Here is a 21,919-nt window from a genome sequence, read left to right as displayed (position 1 = left end):
CTAAACAATGCTAGCCTTGTTCCAGGAAATTTTTAATGGCATTGCCACCATTTTTACCAACAGCGGGGATTTCTATCAGTTCATCTGTGGCTTTTCCAGTACCATCGTCTGTAACAGAGTTCTGATCGCCTGGATGTCCATTGGGAATGAACAGTTGCGGATGGTCGAAAGGCGCTTTCTCAAAGCGAACTCGCTCATCGGTCAAACTCTTGAGAAAGGCAACAATATCCTGTTTATCCTGAGCACTCAAGTTAAGTACTGGCAAGACACCAGGAAAATCTCCTTGGCGAAAGTCTCCGCCACGACTGTAGAAATCTACGACTTGTTCCAGAGTCAGCTGCCCACCATTATGGAAGTAAGGGGCAGTAAGTTCTATATTGCGTAGTGTTGGTGTCTTGAAGGCTCCCTCTACACCCAGGTTTTCTTCACCCGTAGGGAGAACTGATGGCTCTTCGCCGAGCAGTTGCTGGAATGTACCGTTAAGGGCTAGGCGAGATTCTGCAAGCGGATTGCCAAAAGGATCGTTACCACCAACACCACGGTCTTCCGCCGTAGGTCTGACACCGTTATTCAAGAAGCCAACATCTTCGACAGGTTGTTGACCAAATAGCGCAGGTGCAATGCGTCCTTGGGTTTTTATATGGCTAACTGAAGCAATGGTAAACTCCGCACCTATATGACAACCAATACATCCTTGCGTTTGGAAAGCCTGCAATCCCCGCTGTTGTTCTTCAGTGAGGGCAGTGGTATTTCCTTCCATAAAGCGATCAAAAGGCGTATCGTCAGAGATGAGCGTGGACTCGTATGACTGAATTGCCAGCCCGAAGAACAAGGGGAAGTTGTACTCCATTAAACTGTACTGGTTATTGTCTTGAGGATCGGGTACGTCAACTATAGTCCGCGAGCCATCAGAGTTAATTTGAATCCGCTTAGTAGATCTCCACCACTCTGGCTTGAAGGCATCTTTAATCAATCTTTCATAGGTTAGAGTTGTGAGACCAGGCTTGGGGTATCTACTATCAGCACCTAAAACGCTATCCTCTGGATGCACAATTTGTTTGCCTAGCGGGCGGATGGGAAGCAACTTTTGACCCAGTTTTCGAGGTAGTTTTCTGCCCCTTTCAAAGACGTCTAATTCAAATCCCTCGCCAATTTGTCTCAATCTGTCAACTCGTCCCAATTTGTCACCAATCTCCTGAAACGTGCGACCATCAGCCGACATCTCAAAAGAACTGATTGGTGGAGCCAGCGCCTGGGAAGCTAGAGATGAATTCTTGAGACTAACTTTGACAAGTTCTAGCTCATTAGGCTTGTTTGCCTTGCCAACAAATGCATTGGGATCTCTTAAACCCCACGGATTTACACCATTGAAGATGTTCTGTGCCCTTCCATCCCAAAAGTTACGGAAGTTGAATACTGCATCAATCACCGTTGGAGCGTTCCGCGGTTCAACTCGCCGTACATTCGTGCCATTGACGTTAAATATCGAATCTTCTTTTTGATTAACTTTGTCCTCCGCCTGACCAGGAACAACTTCAACAAACTCCGTATTGAATACCGCATGAGATGAAACGATATCGTTACTGTCAGACAAGACCGTACTATTGACATCATCTGGGTTTGACAGTTTGTGGAATGGAAAATCTTCCGGCTTTAGCTGGTAGTTTGCTCCACCCCCAACTTGGAAAGTTGCATCCTGAACTAGGGGATCGTCAATATTGGTACGCTCAACACCAGGATTGATCTGATTTTTGGATCTGTTGTCTGCGCCAGCATGGAAATGACAGCTAGCACAGGTCATTACGCCATCACTGCCAAGTTGCATATCCCAGAAGAGGGATTTTCCTAGCTTGATTGCAGCTGTCTTATCTCTGATGAAGTCTCCAAGATTATCAGGTTCTGGAACCGATACAGTTTTCAGCGAAGCCAAATCTGTTGACGATGTTACTTGTGCCGACACAGTATGTCCACAGATAACAGCTGCGGTTACTAAGACCGCAATTGTAATAGTTTTTGAATACTTTGATACTAGTCGTTGAGTAAGGTTTGCAAAAATAAAACCCCACCCTTTCCCGAACATTAAAATTTTGTTACGGGACAATATTCCTCGTAGTATGCCCATTATGACAGTTCCTACTGCAAAGAAAAAACCTAAATGTCAAGCTGAGATTGTTGACAAACTCAAAAAATAAACAACAACAAAAATCTCAATACAGCCATGCTATTTGAGTTGCTAGATTACTCTTTGGATCTGTAATTTGTCATCAGCCACCACAAGTCAATTACGCCTGATGTGAATTAGAAATGCCTCTTCATCCTAATAGGGCTTTCTAGGCTTTCTGAAGACAAGTATCTCAAAAATAGATGAAATTATAAGGATTTCAACACCCAGTTCACATTGAAACGCAAATTTTGACAGATGACAAATAAAAGTCAGTTCTAAACATCTCACAAATAAAGCAGAATTACTATATATATAAGTTTTTTTTATTAAGCATAAATCAAAAAGTGTCAAATGCGCGAAGCATAGACAATAAAAAGTTTTTATATTTAATTCTTCTTCTGTAACTATTTAAGTTTAAAAACTTGAAACGTATACAGAAAGAGATTTTAAGAATTTTAGAAAATAATAAGTCAAGAAAATTTCAGTATAAAATTATTTAATTAAATTTGCTAAATCCCACTTTTCTTACTCCAAATCCTACTTTTCTTACTTTAAAGTTAAAATATAAATATTGGATCTACTACCAGCCCCAAAATTAGTAGAAGTCTTACTATAAGTATGTTATTTTAAAGTGTAAAATTGGTTTGTATTATAAATCACGAGAATTTAGTCGAATTATTCCAAAAGAAAGATAGACAAAACGATTTGTAATACTGTTATACTAATCTCGGTTATTTTCACCTGTTTTTATTGGGTAATTTTTTACTATTTATAAAAGTTTTGTTTAGTAATACTTTCTCACGTTAATTTGCATCAAAGATTGCCAAGCATTGTAAGTATGCAACTTGGATTCATTAGAAAAGTATTAGTAGTTATTGCTTGGAATTGATGCCTTTAGTGTTCTTCGATGAGGCGAGATATTAGAGTGATGCTTATGGGTAGTAGGCAAGATTGGAATGAAAAAAAAATTCTGGTAATTGAACCTAAGGCAGAAATCCGAAATATATTGTTAAAAAGCCTCGGAGCAAAAGGATTTTACATCATAGCTGCTGAAAATGGTCTTATTGGTGTCCAACGAGCACAACAAGAGTTACCCGATTTAATCGTAAGTGAAATTTCGATTTCTAAACTCGATGGTTACAGTGTCTTAACCACGCTCCGCCAAAACTTTGTTACAGCTATTATTCCTTTAATTTTTGTCACTTCTAAAGTGAATCGAGGCGATATTCGCAAAGCTATGGAACTAGGAGCGGATGATTATCTGACTAAACCCTGTACAGGAGATGAATTGCTCAGGGCGATCGCCGCTTGCTTACACAAAAGAAATATCCTCCAGTACTGGTATGCTAAACAGTCCCAAGCATTGCCAGAACCACCATTGAGCGAACATCATCAACAATGCCAAGTATGCGCAGAACTGCCACTAGACAAATCTCATCAACAGTGCCAAACGTGCGCAGAACTAATACCAACTGACACCAGAGAACCGACAAAACATGAGTTTATATTTCCGTCCGATCCTCTATTAAGTGAAGTCTTTAACTTCATTGAAGCTAATTATCACCGACAAATTACCCTCTGCGACGTAGCTGTTGCAGTTGGTTATTCTTCAACCTACCTTACTAACCTGGTGCGACGTCAAACAGGACAAACCGTTCAGAACTGGATTATTGAGCGTCGAATGGCAGCCATTCGCACCTTGCTGTTGGAAACTGATGAAACAGTAGAGGAGATAGCTACCAAAGTGGGATATCACAGTGTAGCTCATTTCTTTCGCCAGTTTCGCCAACACCATCACACCAGCCCCCAAGCTTGGAGAAGAGAGCAACTTATAAGAGGAGAAGCAAGAGCAAAGGAATTGCTATTAATATCAAAGGATAGGTGATTGCAAATAAATTTTGAAGTCAGATATGCTTATATTATAAATATATTTAAATTTTCTTAAGGAGTGTATGAAAATGTCTTAGAATCCGAATTCCAACTCATTTTTTGTAGATTCATAATGGTTAGAAAATCCTGTGTATTAATTCAGGTAGTCTCATTATATTTGGTAGTCTCAGAATATCAAACTGAGTGGATAACCATTAAAATTATCAACAAGCAAAAAGTGACCTAAAAAGCCTGATTAAATATAGTGGCAGTGTAGGATTTATTGTTGGTTATTATTATTAATCACGGCTGAATTCTCAATATTTGTGGACTTGACAATATAGGTAAACTATTGAATTTATGCAACTAATGAGAAGTAGAGTTGCATATGCAAAGTTGTAGCTAAACAATAGCAAGGCTACTTACTGTTAAGACTTTTAGTTAGATCACACACCTGCATTGACAAGGCACGTGAAACAGTGCAGGGTTTTGGCTCTAAAAATTCATCTCCATAGAAATATTCTCTGAGATAGACAAGAGATTTAATTACATTCATTTACTTAGGAAAATTATCAATTTTAATTCTAGATAATTTGTCTGAGTTGTAAATACCATTAGTGACAATATATTCGAGGAGCTTAACTAATGATTATTGTCATGGGAAACAAAAGCCCAATAGAAGAAATTCAGCGAGTTAGCGAAGAACTAAGTATTTGGGATGTTACACTAGAAAAATCTATTGGAAAACACAAAGTAGTTATTGGCGTAGTAGGTGATACAGAGGAAATAGATCCCAAACAAATTCAAAATTTAAGCCCTTTTATTGAGCAGGTTTTACGAGTAAAAAAACCTTTTAAACGGGCAAGTTTAGAATTCCGATATGGAGAACCCACAGAGGTAGTTGTACCAACCCCAAATGGATCTATAACTTTTGGTCAAAACCACCCTTTAGTCATTGTCGCCGGGCCGTGTTCTGTAGAAAACGAAGAGATGATAGTAGAAACAGCGCTGAGGGTAAGAGCCGCAGGAGCGCAGTTTCTTAGAGGAGGAGCCTACAAACCCCGTACCTCACCTTATGCTTTCCAAGGACACGGTGAGAGTGCGCTATCGCTATTAGCAAAAGCTCGCCTCGCTTCAGGTTTAGGGATTATTACAGAAGTCATGGATACAAGTGACTTAGATAAGGTTGCATCTGTGGCAGACATAGTGCAAATTGGTGCCCGAAATATGCAGAATTTCTCCCTATTGAAAAAAGTAGGTGCAACGGGTAAGCCAGTGTTGCTCAAGCGCGGGCTGTCAGCAACTATTGAAGAGTGGTTGATGGCAGCCGAGTACATTCTAGATACTGGTAATCCCAATGTAATTTTATGCGAGCGGGGAATTCGTTCCTTTGACCGACAGTATACCCGCAATACATTAGATATATCTGCAATTCCAGTATTGCGATCGCTCACGCACTTACCAATCATGATTGACCCCAGCCATGCTACTGGTAAATCAGAATATGTGTCTACTATGGCGATGGCTGCAATAGCTGCTGGCACAGATTCGCTGATGATTGAGGTTCATCCCAACCCAGCTAAGGCACTCTCAGATGGGCCTCAATCTTTGACAGTGGAAGGATTTGAACAATTTATGCAGGAGATAGCTGGTTTGGGCAGATTCTTCGGTCGTTGGACTCAAGATCGCAGTCCATCTGCAACATTATCGCTACAAGTTTCTTCTACCACAGCCATTTTCTCTGGCTAATCCATGTCTGCAATGACTAGGTATGCAGAATGAGAAGAAAATTCTAGATCAACACAGCACCCTTGGTTTGGGAATTTAGACAAAGCTAAAACTTTTCAAGGAGTAGAACACAAGATGATTGCAGTCTAACTGCACGCTTTCTCAAAAAGTTTTCGAGGAATTATCAATGTATTTGAATACTCATTGCTACAAAACTAAAGGCGAAATTTTTGTTTCTCGCTCCGTGACTAAAACTTCAATGGAGGCTGCAATTGAAGAAGTCCTGCTGCGTCTTGATTCTCAACGTGGAGGGTTGCTAAAAAGTAGCTACGAATATCCAGGGCGGTATAAGAGGTGGGCGATCGGTTTTGTCAATCCACCCCTAGAAATTGCCACTCGCGACAACAATTTCACACTCACAGCCCATAATGAGCGGGGTATGGTGCTGCTAGAGTATCTGGCAGAACGTCTACACAATTTAGCCCAACTTCAGGGAGTAACCTGGAAAATTAATCGTATAACTGGCTCAGTTCGACCAACAGAACGTTTCTTCTCAGAAGAAGAAAGAAGTAAGCAACCTTCAGTCTTCAGCATAATCAGAGAAATTCTACATACTTTCAGTAGTCCAGAAGATGAACATCTAGGGCTTTATGGTGCTTTTGGCTACGACTTAGTATTTCAGTTTGAGCAAATGCCAAAACATTTGCAACGTGCTGAAGACCAAAGAGATTTAGTGCTGTATTTACCTGATGAATTATTGATTGTTGACTATCATCAACAAAGCGCATTTTGTTTGCAGTATGAATTCGTAACCAAGAATGGTAGCACTAGGGGACTGCCTCGTAGTGGTGAGGTGATTAATTACAGAGGCAAGCATCTCACCGCTACTCAAGCTTCCGATCATGCACCTGGGGAGTATGAACAGCAGGTGGAGAAAGCACTCTCATACTTCCTTCGCGGTGATTTATTTGAAGTTGTTCCCAGTCAAAGCTTTTTTCAAGCTTGTGATAAACCTCCAACCGAACTGTTCCGAACACTACAGCAGATTAATCCCAGTCCTTATGGATTCATCTTGAATTTAGGTGGCGAGTATCTTGTTGGCGCATCTCCAGAAATGTTTGTACGAACTGAAAACAGACGCGTCGAAACTTGCCCAATCAGCGGTACTATCAAACGAGGACAAAATGCCATTGATGATGCTGCTCAAATCCTGAAGCTATTAAACTCAGGTAAGGATGAAGCAGAATTAACGATGTGTACTGACGTGGATCGTAACGATAAGTCACGGATCTGTGAACCCGGCTCAGTACGAGTAATTGGTCGTCGTCAAATTGAGTTGTACAGCCATTTAATCCATACAGTTGACCACGTTGAAGGGACACTGCGACCTGAGTTTGATGCCTTAGATGCATTTCTTACCCACCTATGGGCAGTCACAGTCACAGGAGCACCAAAACGTTGGGCAATGCAGTTTATCGAACAGCACGAGCGTAGCCCTCGGCGTTGGTACGGTGGAGCTGTCGGATACTTAACCTTCCAAGGTGATTTGAACACTGGTCTAATCCTGCGAACTATTCAGTTGAAAGATTCAATAGCAGAAGTGAGGGTGGGTGCGACAGTTCTTTACGATTCAATTCCCGAAGCCGAAGCTCAAGAAACTATCACCAAAGCTGCTGCCCTCTTCCAGACACTTTATCAGGCTAAACTCAAAAGTAGTGATTTCTCAAGTAGCTTAGAAATTGAACATCAGCAGACCAGCATAGAACCTGGCAAGCGTGTCTTACTAATTGACTATGAAGACTCTTTTGTACACACACTTGCCAACTACATTCGTCAGACTGGTGCTACTGTCAAAACATTACGTCACGGCTTTTCCCAATCAGTCTTTGATACAGAACGCCCAGACCTTGTTGTTTTATCTCCTGGCCCTGGTAGACCTCATGACTTTTGTATGGCAGAAACAATCGCAGCTTGCATCAAACGGCAAATTCCCATCTTTGGTGTTTGTTTGGGATTGCAGGCAATTGTTGAAGCTTTCGGAGGTGAACTGGGAGTGCTTGGCTATCCCCAACATGGCAAGATGTCTCGTGTTTCTGTAGTTGCGACCGAGTCTGTCATCTTCAAAAACTTACCACAATCATTTGAAGTTGGTAGATATCACTCTTTATTTGCTTTACCTGAGCGTCTACCTAAAGAACTAAAAGTTACAGCAATTTCAGATGATGGTGTGATTATGGGTATCGAGCATCAAACACTACCCATAGTGGGTGTTCAGTTCCATCCAGAATCAATCATGACTTTGGCTGGAGGAGTCGGTTTAGCAATTATTAAAAATGTAGTTAGTGTATACGCAACTAAAAAATCCTCCTCAATTGTCGCTGCATAAGAAGGCAGAAGGAAAAAGTATCTTCAGGAGGAGTGTTACTGGTTGGCATTTTACGTTTAATTATGTCCACCTGTTTATTTGCAGAATTTTTCTGAGTTACCATCAATCACCCCGGTTCCGTATGGATGCAAGCAAGAGTGTCTCTACCCTTGAAATAAATAACCAGGTGCCTGCACACTCGGTTTTACCGAGCCATATTCTTGAAGAGATTGTATGGCACAAACAAAAAGAAGTTGTACTCATGAGCGAGCAGCTACCTTTGGTTGATTTACAAAATCAGATTAGTGCTGCTCCTCCTCTCCAAGATTTCCTGGGTGCCTTACAGCAGAATCCTATTAAACCTAGCTTAATTGCAGAGGTTAAAAAAGCCTCACCCAGTAAAGGAGTCATTCGTGCTGACTTTGATCCAATTGAAATTGCTCAGGCATACAAGCGAGGTGGCGCTACTTGTCTATCAGTACTGACAGACGAAAAATTCTTTCAAGGCAGTTTTGAGAATCTGCAAAAAATAAGAAAGAGTGTAGCACTGCCGTTGTTATGCAAGGAATTCATTATTGACCCTTATCAAATTTACTTGGCACGAGTTAATGGAGCCGATGCGGTATTATTGATTGCTGCCATATTATCCGATCAAACTCTGCAAAGTTTTCTTCAACTCGTTCAGTATCTGGGCATGACTGCCTTAGTAGAGGTGCATACTCTAGATGAGCTTGATCGGGTGCTAAAGCTATCAAATGTGCAATTGGTAGGGATTAACAACCGCAATCTTCAAGACTTTACTGTTGACTTAAAAACAACTCAACGCTTATTGATAGAGCGTCGGGAAAAGTTAATGAGTTTAGGTATAACAGTCGTGAGTGAGTCTGGTTTGTACACATCCGCTGACCTAGCCTTTGTTGCCCAGGCGGGAGCCGAAGCAGCCCTGATTGGCGAATCCCTAATCAAGCAAGCTGATTTAGAACAGGCAGTAAAAAGGCTAAAGGATAAAATATGAAGGCTGAACAACTTCATCCTTCACGCTTCATAAGTACCTATGCATAAATATTTAGCCATTTTTCAACACGACTAAAATCGCTGTATTCCTTTACTGTTCCCCGTTCCCTGTTCCCTTGCCTAAATAGATCATTTATTTTGCACGACTACTTATGACTTCTATTTCCCATCATTTTGAATCTTTACGAGCAAGCAATCAGTGTGCTTTGATTCCCTTTGTAACAGCTGGCGATCCCGATTTGGAAATTACAGCAGAAGCTCTACGAGTTTTAGATTCGAGTGGTGCTGATTTCATTGAACTTGGAGTTCCCTACTCAGATCCATTGGCGGACGGGCCTGTGATTCAAGCGGCAGCAACCCGTGCCTTAAAACAGGGAATTCGCTTGGCTAACGTTTTAGAAATGGCTCAAACAGTCACTCGTAGCTTGCGATCGCCTATCATCCTTTTTACTTACTACAACCCAATTTTGAATTTGGGTAAAATTTCATTTCTAGAACAAGCTGCGGCATCGGGAATCAAAGGATTAGTGGTGCCAGATCTACCTTTGGATGAAGCAAGCGATCTGCTAGAGCTTGCTGATGCTGTCGGAATTGAAGTCATCTTGTTAGTAACTCCTACAAGTTCAAAAGAACGTATCGAGACGATCGCTCGTCAATCTCGTGGATTTATTTACCTAGTAAGCGTAACCGGCGTGACTGGTATGCGTTCTCATCTCCAAACACGCGTTAGAGATGTACTAAAAGAAATCCGCAACGTTACAGACAAACCCATCGGTGTTGGTTTTGGTATATCAGGGCCAGAACATGCTCGTCAGGTAAAAGAATGGGGCGCGGATGCTGTTATTGTCGGCAGTGCTTTTGTAGAGCGTTTGGCAGAAAGCACGCCATATCGAGGGCTGCGAGCTATTAAAGATTTCTGTAGTGATTTGAAGACATCGATAGAAGGCGGAAGGCAGACGGCAGACGGCAGAAGGTAAGAAGAGTTCAAAACTCTGCGCTTCTTTGCGCTCCTGTGCGTTAAAAAATATATTTTTCGATGGCGTGCGATAAACCACTAGAGAAACCAAATTTATTTCACTTTTATTCCAGTATTATTCGGTAAATCCAATGTTAATAAATACACAAGCAATAGAAGCTGCAACTCAACTCCTCAGTCAGCAACCCGATGCAAACGGCAGATTTGGTCAATTTGGCGGTAAATACGTACCCGAAACTTTAATTTCAGCGCTGATTGAGTTGGAATCTGCATTTAAGCAGTACCGTATCGATCCACAATTCCAGCAAGAACTCCAGGCGCTGCTACGGGACTATGTCGGACGCCCTACTCCACTCTACTTTGCCGAGCGTTTAACTGCTCGCTATGCTAGAACTGATGGCACAGGGCCGCAGATTTACTTAAAACGTGAAGACTTAAACCATACAGGCGCTCACAAAATTAACAACGCTCTGGCCCAAGTGCTATTAGCAAAGCGTATGGGCAAACAGCGCATAGTTGCAGAAACAGGAGCTGGCCAGCACGGTGTTGCCACTGCTACAGTATGTGCTCGCTTTGGTCTACAGTGCGTAATTTATATGGGCATCCATGACATGGAACGGCAAGCCCTGAATGTATTTCGGATGCGTTTGATGGGAGCAGAGGTTCGCTCTGTAGAAGCAGGAACGGGAACCCTCAAAGATGCAACTTCTGAAGCAATTCGGGATTGGGTGACAAATGTAGAAACGACTCACTACATCCTGGGTTCGGTTGCAGGGCCGCATCCCTACCCAATGATAGTACGAGACTTTCACGCAGTTATTGGTGAGGAAACTCGCGCTCAAGCACAAGAAAAATGGGGAGGGCTACCAGATATTCTCCTAGCTTGTGTGGGTGGAGGTTCCAATGCGATCGGACTGTTTCATGAGTTTGTTGATGAACCTTCTGTGCGCCTGATTGGTGTTGAGGCTGCGGGTGAAGGTGTTGACACCCAAAAGCACGCAGCAACTCTGACAAAAGGAAGAGTTGGGGTATTGCATGGAGCCATGAGTTATGTACTCCAAGATGAAGATGGTCAGATTGTTGAGGCACACTCAATCAGTGCAGGGCTAGATTATCCCGGAGTAGGGCCTGAACATAGTTATCTCAAAGAAATGGGGCGTGCTGAGTACTATAGTGTGACAGACCAACAAGCACTACAAGCATTTCAACGGCTCTCGCAACTAGAAGGGATTATTCCAGCATTAGAAACGGCTCATGCGATCGCATATTTAGAAACTCTTTGCCCACAACTGGTCGATAGTCCCCGAATTGTCATCAACTGTTCCGGGCGTGGCGACAAGGATGTGCAGACAGTCGCCTCAAGAGGAATAGGGACTAGGGACTAGGGACTGGGGACTAGGAATTTTAGATTTTGGATTCAATTCCAATCCAAAATCGCAAATCCGAAATCCAAAATTTAATTGCCCAGTCACCAATCCCTAATACCCAGTACCCAATCACCAGTACCCGATCCCCAATCTTATGGTTACAGCAACTATCGGTGTTGAAACAAATTCCCTAAATAACGACTCCCCCAATTGGTCTGTAATATTGCAGCAATTACTAGACCGTCAATCACTTTCGGTTTCCCAAGCTTCCGATTTAATGTACGGTTGGCTGGCAGAAGCTATTCCTCCTGTAATGTCAGGTGCGATTTTAGCAGCAATTCAGGCGAAAGGAGTATCTGCTGAAGAATTGCTGGGTATGGTTAAGGTTCTATATTCTCAATCATTAAAAGCCACCTTACGCGATCGCGTTGTTGGAACTTCACCACTCGTTGATACTTGCGGTACTGGCGGAGATGGAGCTTCAACATTTAATATTTCTACAGCTGTTGCCTTTGTCACCGCCGCAGCTGGGGTAAAAGTTGCCAAGCATGGCAATCGTTCGGCATCGGGTAAAACTGGCTCGGCTGATGTGTTAGAAGCTTTGGGTTTAAATTTGAAGGCCAGCACCAAGAAAACTCAAGAAGCGGTTGAAGAAGTTGGCATTACTTTTTTGTTTGCACCAGATTGGCATCCAGCCTTGAAAGCGATCGCACCACTGCGAAAAGCACTGAAAGTACGAACAATTTTTAACTTACTTGGCCCTTTAATCAATCCTTTGCGACCAACAGGACAAGTTGTTGGTGTTAACAATCCGGCAGTGGTTGAGACTTTTGCTCAAGTTTTACATCAACTGGGAATTCGTCGGGCGATCGTACTTCACGGGCGCGAGAAATTAGACGAAGCAGGTTTGGCAGATAAAACTGACTTGGCTGTAGTGACAAATCAAAAAATGCACCTGCTGGAATTAGATCCTCAGTATCTAGGTTTCAACCCAACTCCAACTAGTGAACTACGAGGTGGAGATGTCCGAGAAAATGCGGAAATTCTCAAGGCAGTCTTGCAAGGCAAAGGTACTCAAGCACAACAAGATGTAGTGGTATTAAATACGGCTTTAGCGCTCTATGTCGGCGAAACAGTACCGAAGTCTAGCGATTATTTTGATACTTTTGCTAAAGCTGTTGTTCTTGCCAGAGAAATTCTTCACAGTGGGCTTGCCTGGAAAAAGTTGGAACAGCTTGCTCAATTTCTTCAGTAGAAAAGTAGAAATGCAACAGTGATTCGCTATTTTGCCAGAGAATTCGGAGTATTTTGCCAATGGATATTAAAAGAATGCTTAATATGTGCAAGCAGGCGAATCGCCACGAAGGCAAGCGCGTGACCATCTTGGGTGCTGGCATTGCAGGTCTGGTAGCAGCCTATGAGCTTGAGCGTTTAGGCCATCAAGTGGATATTATGGAAGGAAGCTCGCGCATTGGGGGTCGAGTCTGGACTCATCGCTTCACAGATGGCTCTAATGCTGCTTACGGGGAACTTGGGGCAATGCGTATCCCCAGCGAACACAAACACGTTCTACACTACATACATGAAATGGGGCTGGCTGACAAGCTCTGCAAGTTTGTCACAGTCTTCGAGGAGCAAAATGCTCTGATGAGTATCCAAGGAAAAGTCTTCCGCATGAAGGATGCACCTCAGATATTTCAAAAACGTTATCCAAGTATTTTCTCGGACACGCGCTACAGTGAAAAAACTAAGCTGTTTGCAGCTTGGTTCAAGACAATTGTGGATGTGATATCTCCTGGTAATCTGCGCTACAGTCTAGAGTGCGACCTCTCTTCAAAATTGATGGACGAGTTAGAGAGGTTAGATTTAGAGCCATATTTTAACGATCATAGTCAAACCATAGACCTCCATAGTTTTATCAAGGCAAACCCAAGCTTGCGGGCGCGGTGCAGTAAAGCACTCGATATGTTCCTGAGTGATATCCTGGTTGAAACAAGCCACGATTTATTGCAACTAGAAGGAGGGATGGATCAGCTCGTCAACCATCTCGCTGCAGCAGTGAAAGCTCCGATCAAGTTTAACCAAAAGGTAGTGGGTCTGCACGTACACGAAGACTACGTAAAAGTGTCCTACTTAGAAGAAGGGCAGCTACGTACACGTCATTGTGATTACGTAGTGTGTACAATCCCCTTTTCTATAGTCCGTCAGATGGAGTTAGGCGGGTTTGACGATGATAAACTTGCCTCTATCCACAACACTTTTTACTGTCCAGCAACCAAGGTTCTGTTTCACTGCACTGAGCCTTTCTGGCAAAAAGCCGGAATTAAGGGTGGTGCTTCATTCAACGACGAAGGCATCCGCCAAATCTACTATCCTTCTGTTGAGTGTAATCCTGCTAGTAGTAGCACGCTGCTGGCTAGCTACACCATCGGTGACGATGCAGATCACTTGGGCATGATGTCCGAACAAGAGCGTTACGCCTTTGTGAAAAATGCTGCGAGCAAGCTTCACCCTGAAATTGAAACACCCGGTATGGTTGTCAACATGGCAACGATCGCCTGGGGTAACTACAAGTGGAGCGCTGGTGGATGCTCTATTCCTTGGGGCGGTGACATCACAAGTGAATCTAACCACCACATCCATTACCTAGAAGCTGCCAGACCCCAGAATACACTCTTGTTTGCTGGCGAGCATTGTTCCAGATTTCCAGCTTGGCTTCAGGGTGCGATCGAGTCATCCATAGAAGCAGTATACGATATTGCCGCCTCCAAGCCTGCTACTAAATCTACGACTCCAACCCCATCGGTGTCTGTCGAAAAAGTCAATGCTCCTACTTTAGTAGGTTACGGGGCATAGGTGAGAGGTTACGGTTTTCCTGTCCCCAGTCCCCAGTCCCAGTCCCTAGCCCCCTGATTGAAAAGCTATGAGCATCTTGGATTTCCCCCGCCTACATTTCCAGGGTTTTGCCCGTATCCACGCGCCCACAGGACAGAAAAACGGTCTAGTGGATCTAGGTAGCAATACTGTTTATATGAACGGTGTTCGCTTCGACCACCACCGTTCATTGTCTGAGTTCCACGAATATTTATATAAATTGGGGCCAAGGTTTAACGCCCAAGGGCAATGGGATGACAATGGCCCTTTTAGCATGGCTATGGGATGGGATTTTGGGGGTAATGGTCATTTTGCCATAGATGCAAAAATTGTCAGCACCCAACGTGAGTTTGGAGAAATTGACCAAAAAGATCCAGTAGTGGGACGCAGCGTTGATATGTGGGGTCACTACAACGAATACTTGGGAACTACCTTCAATCGTGCCCGCATCTTTGATTGCGATCCTGCATCCAACTGGACAACCACAATTATGGTGGGACAGTTAAGCTTTGGGCGAAAAGGCAACTCCCATGAAGTCCCAAATATGTTCTCGGCTCCTGTAGAAGGGATGCAACCTGCCCGCTGGCAGAATTTCAACTATATTCGCGAATTGCCTGCACACTGCCTTAACAGTGAGTTTCAGCGTGCGGCTGTACATCAGTTCACTATCTCTAAAGTAGCCAAAGATTTGCTGTGGGGTGAAGAGACTACACTTTCACCAACCGTATCGTTGTTACGCGAGGCAATGAATCGTGACGATGTGTTGGGACTGGTTGTGCAGTTTGGCTTAAGTAATATGTCAACCCCACTGCAACCCGATTCGCCAACCTTCTGGGAACTGCATGGAAGTATCGGTTTGTGGTGTGAGGGCGAGATGAGTACTTATCCTCACGGGCGATTGTTGATACCAATTCTGTATGAAGATGCGCTGCGCGCAAGAAAGAAAAACGAACCACAAAGGACACAAAGTACACAAAGAGAGGAGGTATGGAGAAAATTTGGCGCGGCTTCACAAAGAAACGGTATGACACCTAAGAAAGAAGTCAAAGGGCAGTGGTTCGACTTCGCTCACCAACCGGCAGATGGCAGTAGACGCGGAGCGGCTTCCGAAGGTAGGGAAGAAAAAGCGCTATCTAACCTTACTGTCCAGGTTACTCATCAAGGTGTCAGCCTGAATATGGTTACAGCAGTGCCGTGTGTGGGGCGGGCAGTGAAAGCGGGGCCGGGGCCAACTCATGCGATCGCTTCTAAACTTGACCTGGGTGAGTTGGAATTACGTACAGTCAAAAGCCAACGTCTAGTGGCACGAATTCCTACAGAAGCTTACCAAAAAGAGGCACATCAACTCACTAGCGGCATTGTAGACATACCGCTAGCAGAACCCTTTGAAAATCTGCGTAATGAAATTGAACAGCAAGGTTTGTGCATTATAGACGAACAAGGACAAATTCTGGTTCAGGAAAAAGAAATCAATCTCCAGGTAGATGACGCTTGTCTATTTTTGGAGTTTCCTGACTGGAAGCGCGGTCAAGATTACACAGAAGAAATAGAGATACGCTCATTTGTCCGAGGGCGTCCTGCGGCAGTCGAAAGCATCTATCTACAACAGTTCTACAATCCTAGAGGATTGCCTCAGCTAGGCTATGAATTTGAACGAGACACCGCTAACTTTGGTCAAACTTTCCACTTCCCCCCTAGTTCTGAACTGAACATCCTACATTTCAAAGGGGGCAAGCGAGAGGAAATTAACGACTTTGCCCCTACGTGCGTAGTTTCAACCAACTGTGAGGGGCGTGGATGGATAACTTTGCACGGCGTCCAACCAGGAACTACACGGGTACTACTGTCGGCTCAACCCGACGAACTACCCTGTAACCCTAACCACCCCGATCAAGCAATTCTCGCCTACGATAACGATGATTTGCTTGGCTTCTGGTCTGGTACTGGTTCCTTTGCTGTGCGGGTGTTGCCCGATGACTGGTACTTGGAGGAAGTTGCGGATGAGGCAGTAGACTTCAACTTAATTTACGAACACATCTTGGCTTACTACGAGCTATGCTTCTCCTTCATGAAAGCAGAAGTTTTTAGCCTCGCCGATCGCTGCAAAGTAGAAACCTACGCTCGGCTAATGTGGCAGATGTCTGACCCCAACAATCGCGGCAAGACATATTATATGCCGCCAACACGAGACCTTTCCCAACCAAAGGCAATGCTCCTACGTAAGTTCCTGCACAATCAGCAGCAAGTGGGCTATGTCCCTGATTCTGAACCTGTGCCAAAACGCACTCAACGCACCATTCAAACTCGCGATGAATTGGTTGTTGCCCTGCGTCATGCCGCAGAATTAGAAGTAGCAGTGATGCTGCAATACATCTACGCGGCTTACTCGATCCCCAACTACGTCACCGGACAAGAATACGTAAGTCGTGGTTTGTGGACGCAAGAACAATTATACCTAGCTTGTGGTAACGGCGAGGAAGTGCGCAATTACGGGATGCGAGGAGTGTTGCTGGAAGTTTCCCATGAGGAAATGATCCACTTTTTGATGGTCAACAATATCCTTATGGCTATGGGTGAGCCTTTTTATCCGGCAGTACCCAACTTTAGCGAGCTAAATCGACGCTTCCCCATTGAAGTGGATTTTGCGCTCGAACCGTTCACTGCCACAACTATACAGCGGTTCATGCGCTTTGAATGGCCTGATTTTCTAGAGAAAGACCTTGCTAACGATATCGAACACAGCGATCCAACAGCCGATCGCCTCCACGGTTATGGCTCTTTAAGTGAGTTATATCGGCAAATTCGCCAAGCGATTAAAAATATCCCAGATCTATTTGTGGTTAAAAAGGGTCGTGTCGGGGGGGAACATCACCTGTTCTTGCGTGAAGATTTTAACAAAGTCCACCCAGACTATCAGTTGCAGGTTGACGATGTGGAAAGCGCCCTGTTTGCCATAGAGTTTATCGTTGAGCAGGGAGAGGGATGCAACCCCAACTCACCCAAATTTGAGCAATCCCACTTCCAACAATTTCGACATCTGGCTGAGGCGCTAGCCCAACAGCATATCACTCCCACAGGCAGTCTGATTCCGTGGAACCCTGCTTACCCTGCATTGCGTAACCCCACACTCCATTATCGGGATGGCAATAGCAGCGTCGTTACTATTCCTGAAACTCGTGCTGTGATGCAAATTTTCGATGAGTGTTACTTCATTATGATGCAACTGATGGTGCAGCACTTTGGGTTAACGCCCACCGCTAGTCTCAGACGCTCAAAAATCATGAACGCTGCCATTGATGTGATGACAGGCATGATGCGCCCTCTAGGTGAACTGCTTGTGAGTATGCCTTCCGGTAAGCGCGGCAAGACAGCAGGGCCAACTTTCGAGATTGCTATGCCAATGTATATTCCTACACCAGAAGTTGCCTGTGAAGCGATCGCCCGTCGATTTGAAAGTTTAGCCCGTAGAGCTAGGGAGTGTGGGGCAATTCACAGCACCGTTTATGAGATGTTCGATTTCTACACGAAATTCTTTGAAGATTTTGCCAAAAATCCTCAGCGCCTACATTGATATAAGGCAGAAGGAAGAAGTTTGTGTTTCTTTCATTCTTCAGTTGCGGCTATTGAACAACTACTTAGGCACTCATCACTAAATTTAATTAGAAGAAATGTATGCGTATGAATAATAACATTATTGAAACAGATGTCCTAATTGTCGGCGGCGGCCCTGTCGGTTTAGCGATGGCGTTGGAACTACGCTATCAGGGTATTGATTGTATCCTCGTTGAGGAGTCTGATGGGGTAATTACTCACCCGAAGGTGGGTACTGTCGGGCCACGCTCAATGGAACTCTGTCGGAGATGGGGTATTGCCCAACAACTACGCGATGCTGGCTGGCCCTACGACCATCCCCTAGATATTGCCTGGGTTACCACTGTTGGTGGTCACGAAATTTTTCGGCTTAATTTTCCGTCTGCTGGCGAAAGACCTTTACCTGTTTATACACCAGAACCAGAGCATCCCTGTCCTCACCACTGGCTTATACCTTTGTTAATACGTAACCTGGGTCAATATCCTTATGGCCCGGTGCGCCTGCTCTGCCGTTTAGAGAACTTTGAGCAGAAAGATGATAGTGTTGTTGCTCAAGTAACTTATCTTGATAGTGAAAATACAGAGACAATTTACGCCAAATACTTAGTAGCTTGCGACGGTGCTAAAAGTCCAATCCGTAAGGAATGTGGCGTTGACGCTCCGGCATATCACCCCACACGGATATTTCAGAATATTCTTTTCCAAGCACCAGAGCTACCGGAAATTCTGGGTTCGCGTAAAGCCTTAGTATTCTATATGGTTAACCCCAAGAGGTTGCGGTATCCCCTCCGCTCAATTGACGGCAAGGGGTTGTATCGCTTAACAGCAGTTCCACAGGAAGACGGCGAAATGCGCGATCCTCAAGAAGCGGTTGAAGAGGCGCTTGGTATCGATACACCAATAGAAATTCTTTCTAGCCTTCAGTGGCACCTTACCCACCGAGTCGCCGAACATTTCCGTAGCGATCGCATATTTTTTGTTGGCGATTCTGCTCACACTCTTTCGCCTTCCGGTGGTTTCGGTATGAACACTGGCATCGCTGATGCAGTTGATCTGGGTTGGAAGTTGGCGGCTGTTCTTAAAGGTTGGGGGGGTTCTAACCTACTTGATACTTATGAAACTGAGCGGCGTCCCATTGCGGTGCGAAATATGGAAGAAGCCAACGTCAATTTGCAACGCACCCTCAAGCGCACCTTGTCTCCAGAGATTATGGACGACTCTGACGCAGGTGAACAAGCACGCAAGCAGATGGCTGCAAAAATGGAGCGCGGTGATGTGCGACGGGAGTTTGAAGCACCAGGAATTCACTTCGGTTTCCGCTACGAGTCGCCTGCTATTATTCCTGACGACTGTCCACCACCCATTAACGATCCTCATCAGTGGACGCAAAGTAGCTATCCAGGCTGTCGAGCGCCCCACGCTTGGTTAGAGCCTGGAAAATCTACCTTAGATTTATTCGGTCACAGTTTTGTGTTGATGTGCTTCCAAGGAGAGCAAGGAGTCGAAAACTTCGAGAAAGCTTGTCAGCAAAGATATGTACCTTTTACAAGCATACAAATCAATAATCCTGAAACTGCCAATCTCTACGAGCGCGCCTATATCTTAGTGCGTCCTGACGGACACGTAGCTTGGAGAGGGGATAAATTGCCGAGCGATCCAACCACAGTAATTGACCGTGTTCGAGGCTATTTTTAAATATGAAATTCTACTACGCTCCTGCCTCATCCTACTCCCAGCGAGTTCTCATCGCTCTCTACGAAAAGGGCATAAATTTCACACCCATCGAAGTAAATCTTTTCAATCCCGAAGCGCGATCGCGCTATACCCAAGTTAATCCCTTTGGTAAAATTCCAACGCTTGTAACTGATCGAGGTCAGGTAATTATAGAGGCTGCCATCATCATTGAATACCTCGAACAGTACTGTCAAAACGAACCTCGCCTCATTCCCAAAGATCCAGAACTTGCTTTAAAGGTTCGCTTACTGGAGCGAGTTATCGATATGTATATCAACGGTGGACGTGAGGTACTATTTGCCAACACCCAACGCCCGGTTGAGGAACGGGATGGCAAAGGCGTCGTTAAAGCAAAGCGGCTGTTAGAAACGGGGTGCACTCTTTTGGAAGAGCGGCTGCAAGGGCGCACTTGGCTAGCAGGTGAAGAGTTCTCCCTAGCAGACTGCGCTGCTGCCCCAACCCTCACCTACTTGCGGATAGTTTATAGCTACAAACATCTGCCAGCCTTAACAGATTATGTAAGGCGTTTGGAGTCGAGACCTTCTGTAATGCGGGTTCAGCGCTCCGGGCACGAGCAAATGGCAAGGATGCTGGCTGCACTGCGATATCCGTTAGAATTGCCACCTTTAGAAGAAGCACCAGTTTACGCGGGCTAGTAGTCCGCCACACCAACTTTGCCGACTAAACCTACTTTTTAATTTCTCTTCTTTCATTCTTCCTTTGTGTCCTACCCTTACGGGAAGCCGCTGCGCGTCTAAAGCGTCCTTTGTGGTTAGTTCATTAACTTGCATGGTCGAACACTAGGACTAGTAGCCCACCAGACTAAATTCGATGAGTAAGAGAACGAACCACAAAGAACACAAAGAGCGCAAAGGAAGAAGAAAAAACTAAAGCCTAATTGGATATTCATAATGACAATTTCCACGATTGAAAGACTAAATCCATTTATATCTGAAGTCATTGAAGATCCCTACAAATTCTACCGACGCTACAGAGAGGAAGATCCGATTCATTGGGGAGTCGCTTCTAATCCCCGGTTGCCTGGTGCTTGGTATCTGTTTCGTTATGAAGATGTAATGCAGGTGCTGGAAAGTCCTAAATTCGGTCGTGAAGCTTCAAAAGTCCGAGATGATGGTGAAGGTGCACCAGTGCCAGCTGCCTATAAAGGATTTCGGTCGATGGTTGGCAACTGGATGGTTTTTCGAGATCCACCCGATCACACGCGGTTGCGATCGCTAGTCAACAAAGTATTTTCCCCCAGGATGGTTGAAAACATCCGTCCAGCTATCTTTAACATTGCTGATAGTTTACTGGATCGGGTTCAAGCCCGTGGCGAGATGGACTTAGTTGAAGATTTTGCCTTTCCTCTGCCAGTCATGGTCATCGCTACTATGTTAGGAGTAGATGCGAGCGATCGCCCAATGTTCCGTGAATGGGCGCTAGCTTTACAGCACGCCAGCGCCTCTCGTCTGACTCCCTCACCAGAGGTTTACGCTCAAGCCGAGCAGGCTACTTGGGGATTTATCGACTACTTTAAACAGGCGATCGGGCAACGACACACCGAACCACGCCAGGATCTAATCACTGCCTTAGTCAAGGCTCAAGACGAGGGCAATAAACTCAACGATGAAGAAGTTCTCGCCACATGCATCCATCTCCTTACAGCCGGTCACGAAACCACGATTAACCTGATTGCCAAAGGAACACTGGCGTTGCTTCGCAATCCGGATGCCCTTAATTTGTTGCGATCTCACCCAGAACTCATTACCGGAGCAGTAGAAGAACTCATACGTTACGACAGCCCCGTGCAAATGGTGACGCGCTGGGCTTTTGCAGACATTGAGATTGGCGGTAAACTCATCCGACGTGGTGACAGCGTAGGGTTAGTACTTGGCTCTGCTAACCGAGATCCTGCACGCTTTGTCAATCCAGATTTCCTTGATATCCAACGTCAAGACTGCAAGCACTCCGGCTTTGGTAGTGGTATTCACTTCTGCCTTGGCGCTGCATTGGCACGTGCCGAGGCGGCTATTGCTTTGAATGTCCTGCTTAACCGTTTACCCGAACTGCACTTGCTAGATGAAAAGGTTGAATGGGCAAACAATATCGTGTTCCACGGGCCAAAACATCTGCACGTTGCTTTTAGGGAACCTATGGTAAACGCATCATAAGTAAGTTCTAAAACCGTAAGGTGGGCACTGTCCACAACGTAAAAAAAGGGTTTGAGGAAAATTAGG

General features: G+C 44.7%; 13 protein-coding genes. 12 read left to right on the top strand and 1 reads right to left on the bottom strand.

The window, feature by feature from the left end:
* Positions 1-10: 10 nt before the first annotated feature.
* Entirely contained in the window at positions 11-2,080 is a 2,070-nt protein-coding gene (locus tag UYC_RS0121240; RefSeq protein WP_016875295.1) for a cytochrome-c peroxidase, read from the bottom strand.
* A 1,018-nt stretch (positions 2,081-3,098) separates the two neighbouring features.
* Here UYC_RS0121240 and UYC_RS0121235 point away from each other — a divergent pair.
* The 12 genes from UYC_RS0121235 (at position 3,099) to UYC_RS0121180 (ending at position 21,853) form a co-directional block, all read left to right on the top strand.
* Positions 3,099-4,049, top strand: a complete 951-nt coding sequence (locus tag UYC_RS0121235) for a response regulator transcription factor (protein ID WP_016875296.1) — start codon at positions 3,099-3,101, stop codon at positions 4,047-4,049.
* 629 nt (positions 4,050-4,678) lie between these two features.
* The gene (aroF, locus tag UYC_RS0121230; RefSeq protein ID WP_016875297.1) at positions 4,679-5,782 is read left to right on the top strand and encodes a 3-deoxy-7-phosphoheptulonate synthase; all 1,104 of its coding nucleotides are present in this window, start codon (positions 4,679-4,681) and stop codon (positions 5,780-5,782) included.
* 166 nt (positions 5,783-5,948) lie between these two features.
* Positions 5,949-8,147: an anthranilate synthase gene (locus tag UYC_RS0121225; protein WP_016875298.1), complete on the top strand. Its 2,199-nt coding sequence runs from the start codon at positions 5,949-5,951 to the stop codon at positions 8,145-8,147.
* 121 nt (positions 8,148-8,268) lie between these two features.
* The gene (gene trpC, locus UYC_RS0121220) at positions 8,269-9,141 is read left to right on the top strand and encodes an indole-3-glycerol phosphate synthase TrpC (RefSeq protein ID WP_016875299.1); all 873 of its coding nucleotides are present in this window, start codon (positions 8,269-8,271) and stop codon (positions 9,139-9,141) included.
* A gap of 151 nt (positions 9,142-9,292) precedes the next feature.
* A complete protein-coding gene (gene trpA / locus UYC_RS0121215) occupies positions 9,293-10,117 on the top strand; it encodes a tryptophan synthase subunit alpha (protein ID WP_016875300.1) in 825 nt (274 codons plus the stop codon).
* Positions 10,118-10,247: 130 nt separating this feature from the next.
* Positions 10,248-11,501 carry a tryptophan synthase subunit beta gene (gene trpB, locus UYC_RS0121210; protein WP_016875301.1) on the top strand — a complete coding sequence of 418 codons (1,254 nt, stop codon included), beginning with the start codon at positions 10,248-10,250 and terminating at the stop codon, positions 11,499-11,501.
* Between the two features lie 136 nt (positions 11,502-11,637).
* The gene (gene trpD / locus UYC_RS0121205; RefSeq protein ID WP_016875302.1) at positions 11,638-12,738 is read left to right on the top strand and encodes an anthranilate phosphoribosyltransferase; all 1,101 of its coding nucleotides are present in this window, start codon (positions 11,638-11,640) and stop codon (positions 12,736-12,738) included.
* A 59-nt stretch (positions 12,739-12,797) separates the two neighbouring features.
* A complete protein-coding gene (locus UYC_RS0121200) occupies positions 12,798-14,339 on the top strand; it encodes a flavin monoamine oxidase family protein (RefSeq protein WP_026087495.1) in 1,542 nt (513 codons plus the stop codon).
* A 67-nt stretch (positions 14,340-14,406) separates the two neighbouring features.
* Positions 14,407-17,928: a ferritin-like domain-containing protein gene (locus UYC_RS0121195; RefSeq protein WP_016875304.1), complete on the top strand. Its 3,522-nt coding sequence runs from the start codon at positions 14,407-14,409 to the stop codon at positions 17,926-17,928.
* A gap of 107 nt (positions 17,929-18,035) precedes the next feature.
* The gene (locus tag UYC_RS0121190) at positions 18,036-19,643 is read left to right on the top strand and encodes an FAD-dependent monooxygenase (RefSeq protein ID WP_016879652.1); all 1,608 of its coding nucleotides are present in this window, start codon (positions 18,036-18,038) and stop codon (positions 19,641-19,643) included.
* Between the two features lie 2 nt (positions 19,644-19,645).
* Positions 19,646-20,338, top strand: a complete 693-nt coding sequence (locus tag UYC_RS0121185) for a glutathione S-transferase family protein (protein ID WP_016875306.1) — start codon at positions 19,646-19,648, stop codon at positions 20,336-20,338.
* A 255-nt stretch (positions 20,339-20,593) separates the two neighbouring features.
* Positions 20,594-21,853, top strand: coding sequence for a cytochrome P450 (locus UYC_RS0121180; RefSeq protein ID WP_016875307.1), 1,260 nt, complete (start codon positions 20,594-20,596; stop codon positions 21,851-21,853).
* The last annotated feature ends 66 nt before the right edge of the window (positions 21,854-21,919 follow it).

The organism is Chlorogloeopsis fritschii PCC 6912 (assembly GCF_000317285.1).
GTDB classification, from domain to species: domain Bacteria; phylum Cyanobacteriota; class Cyanobacteriia; order Cyanobacteriales; family Nostocaceae; genus Chlorogloeopsis; species Chlorogloeopsis fritschii.
Note: the sequence above shows the minus strand (reverse complement) of the source record. Positions and strands in the feature narration are given on the sequence as shown.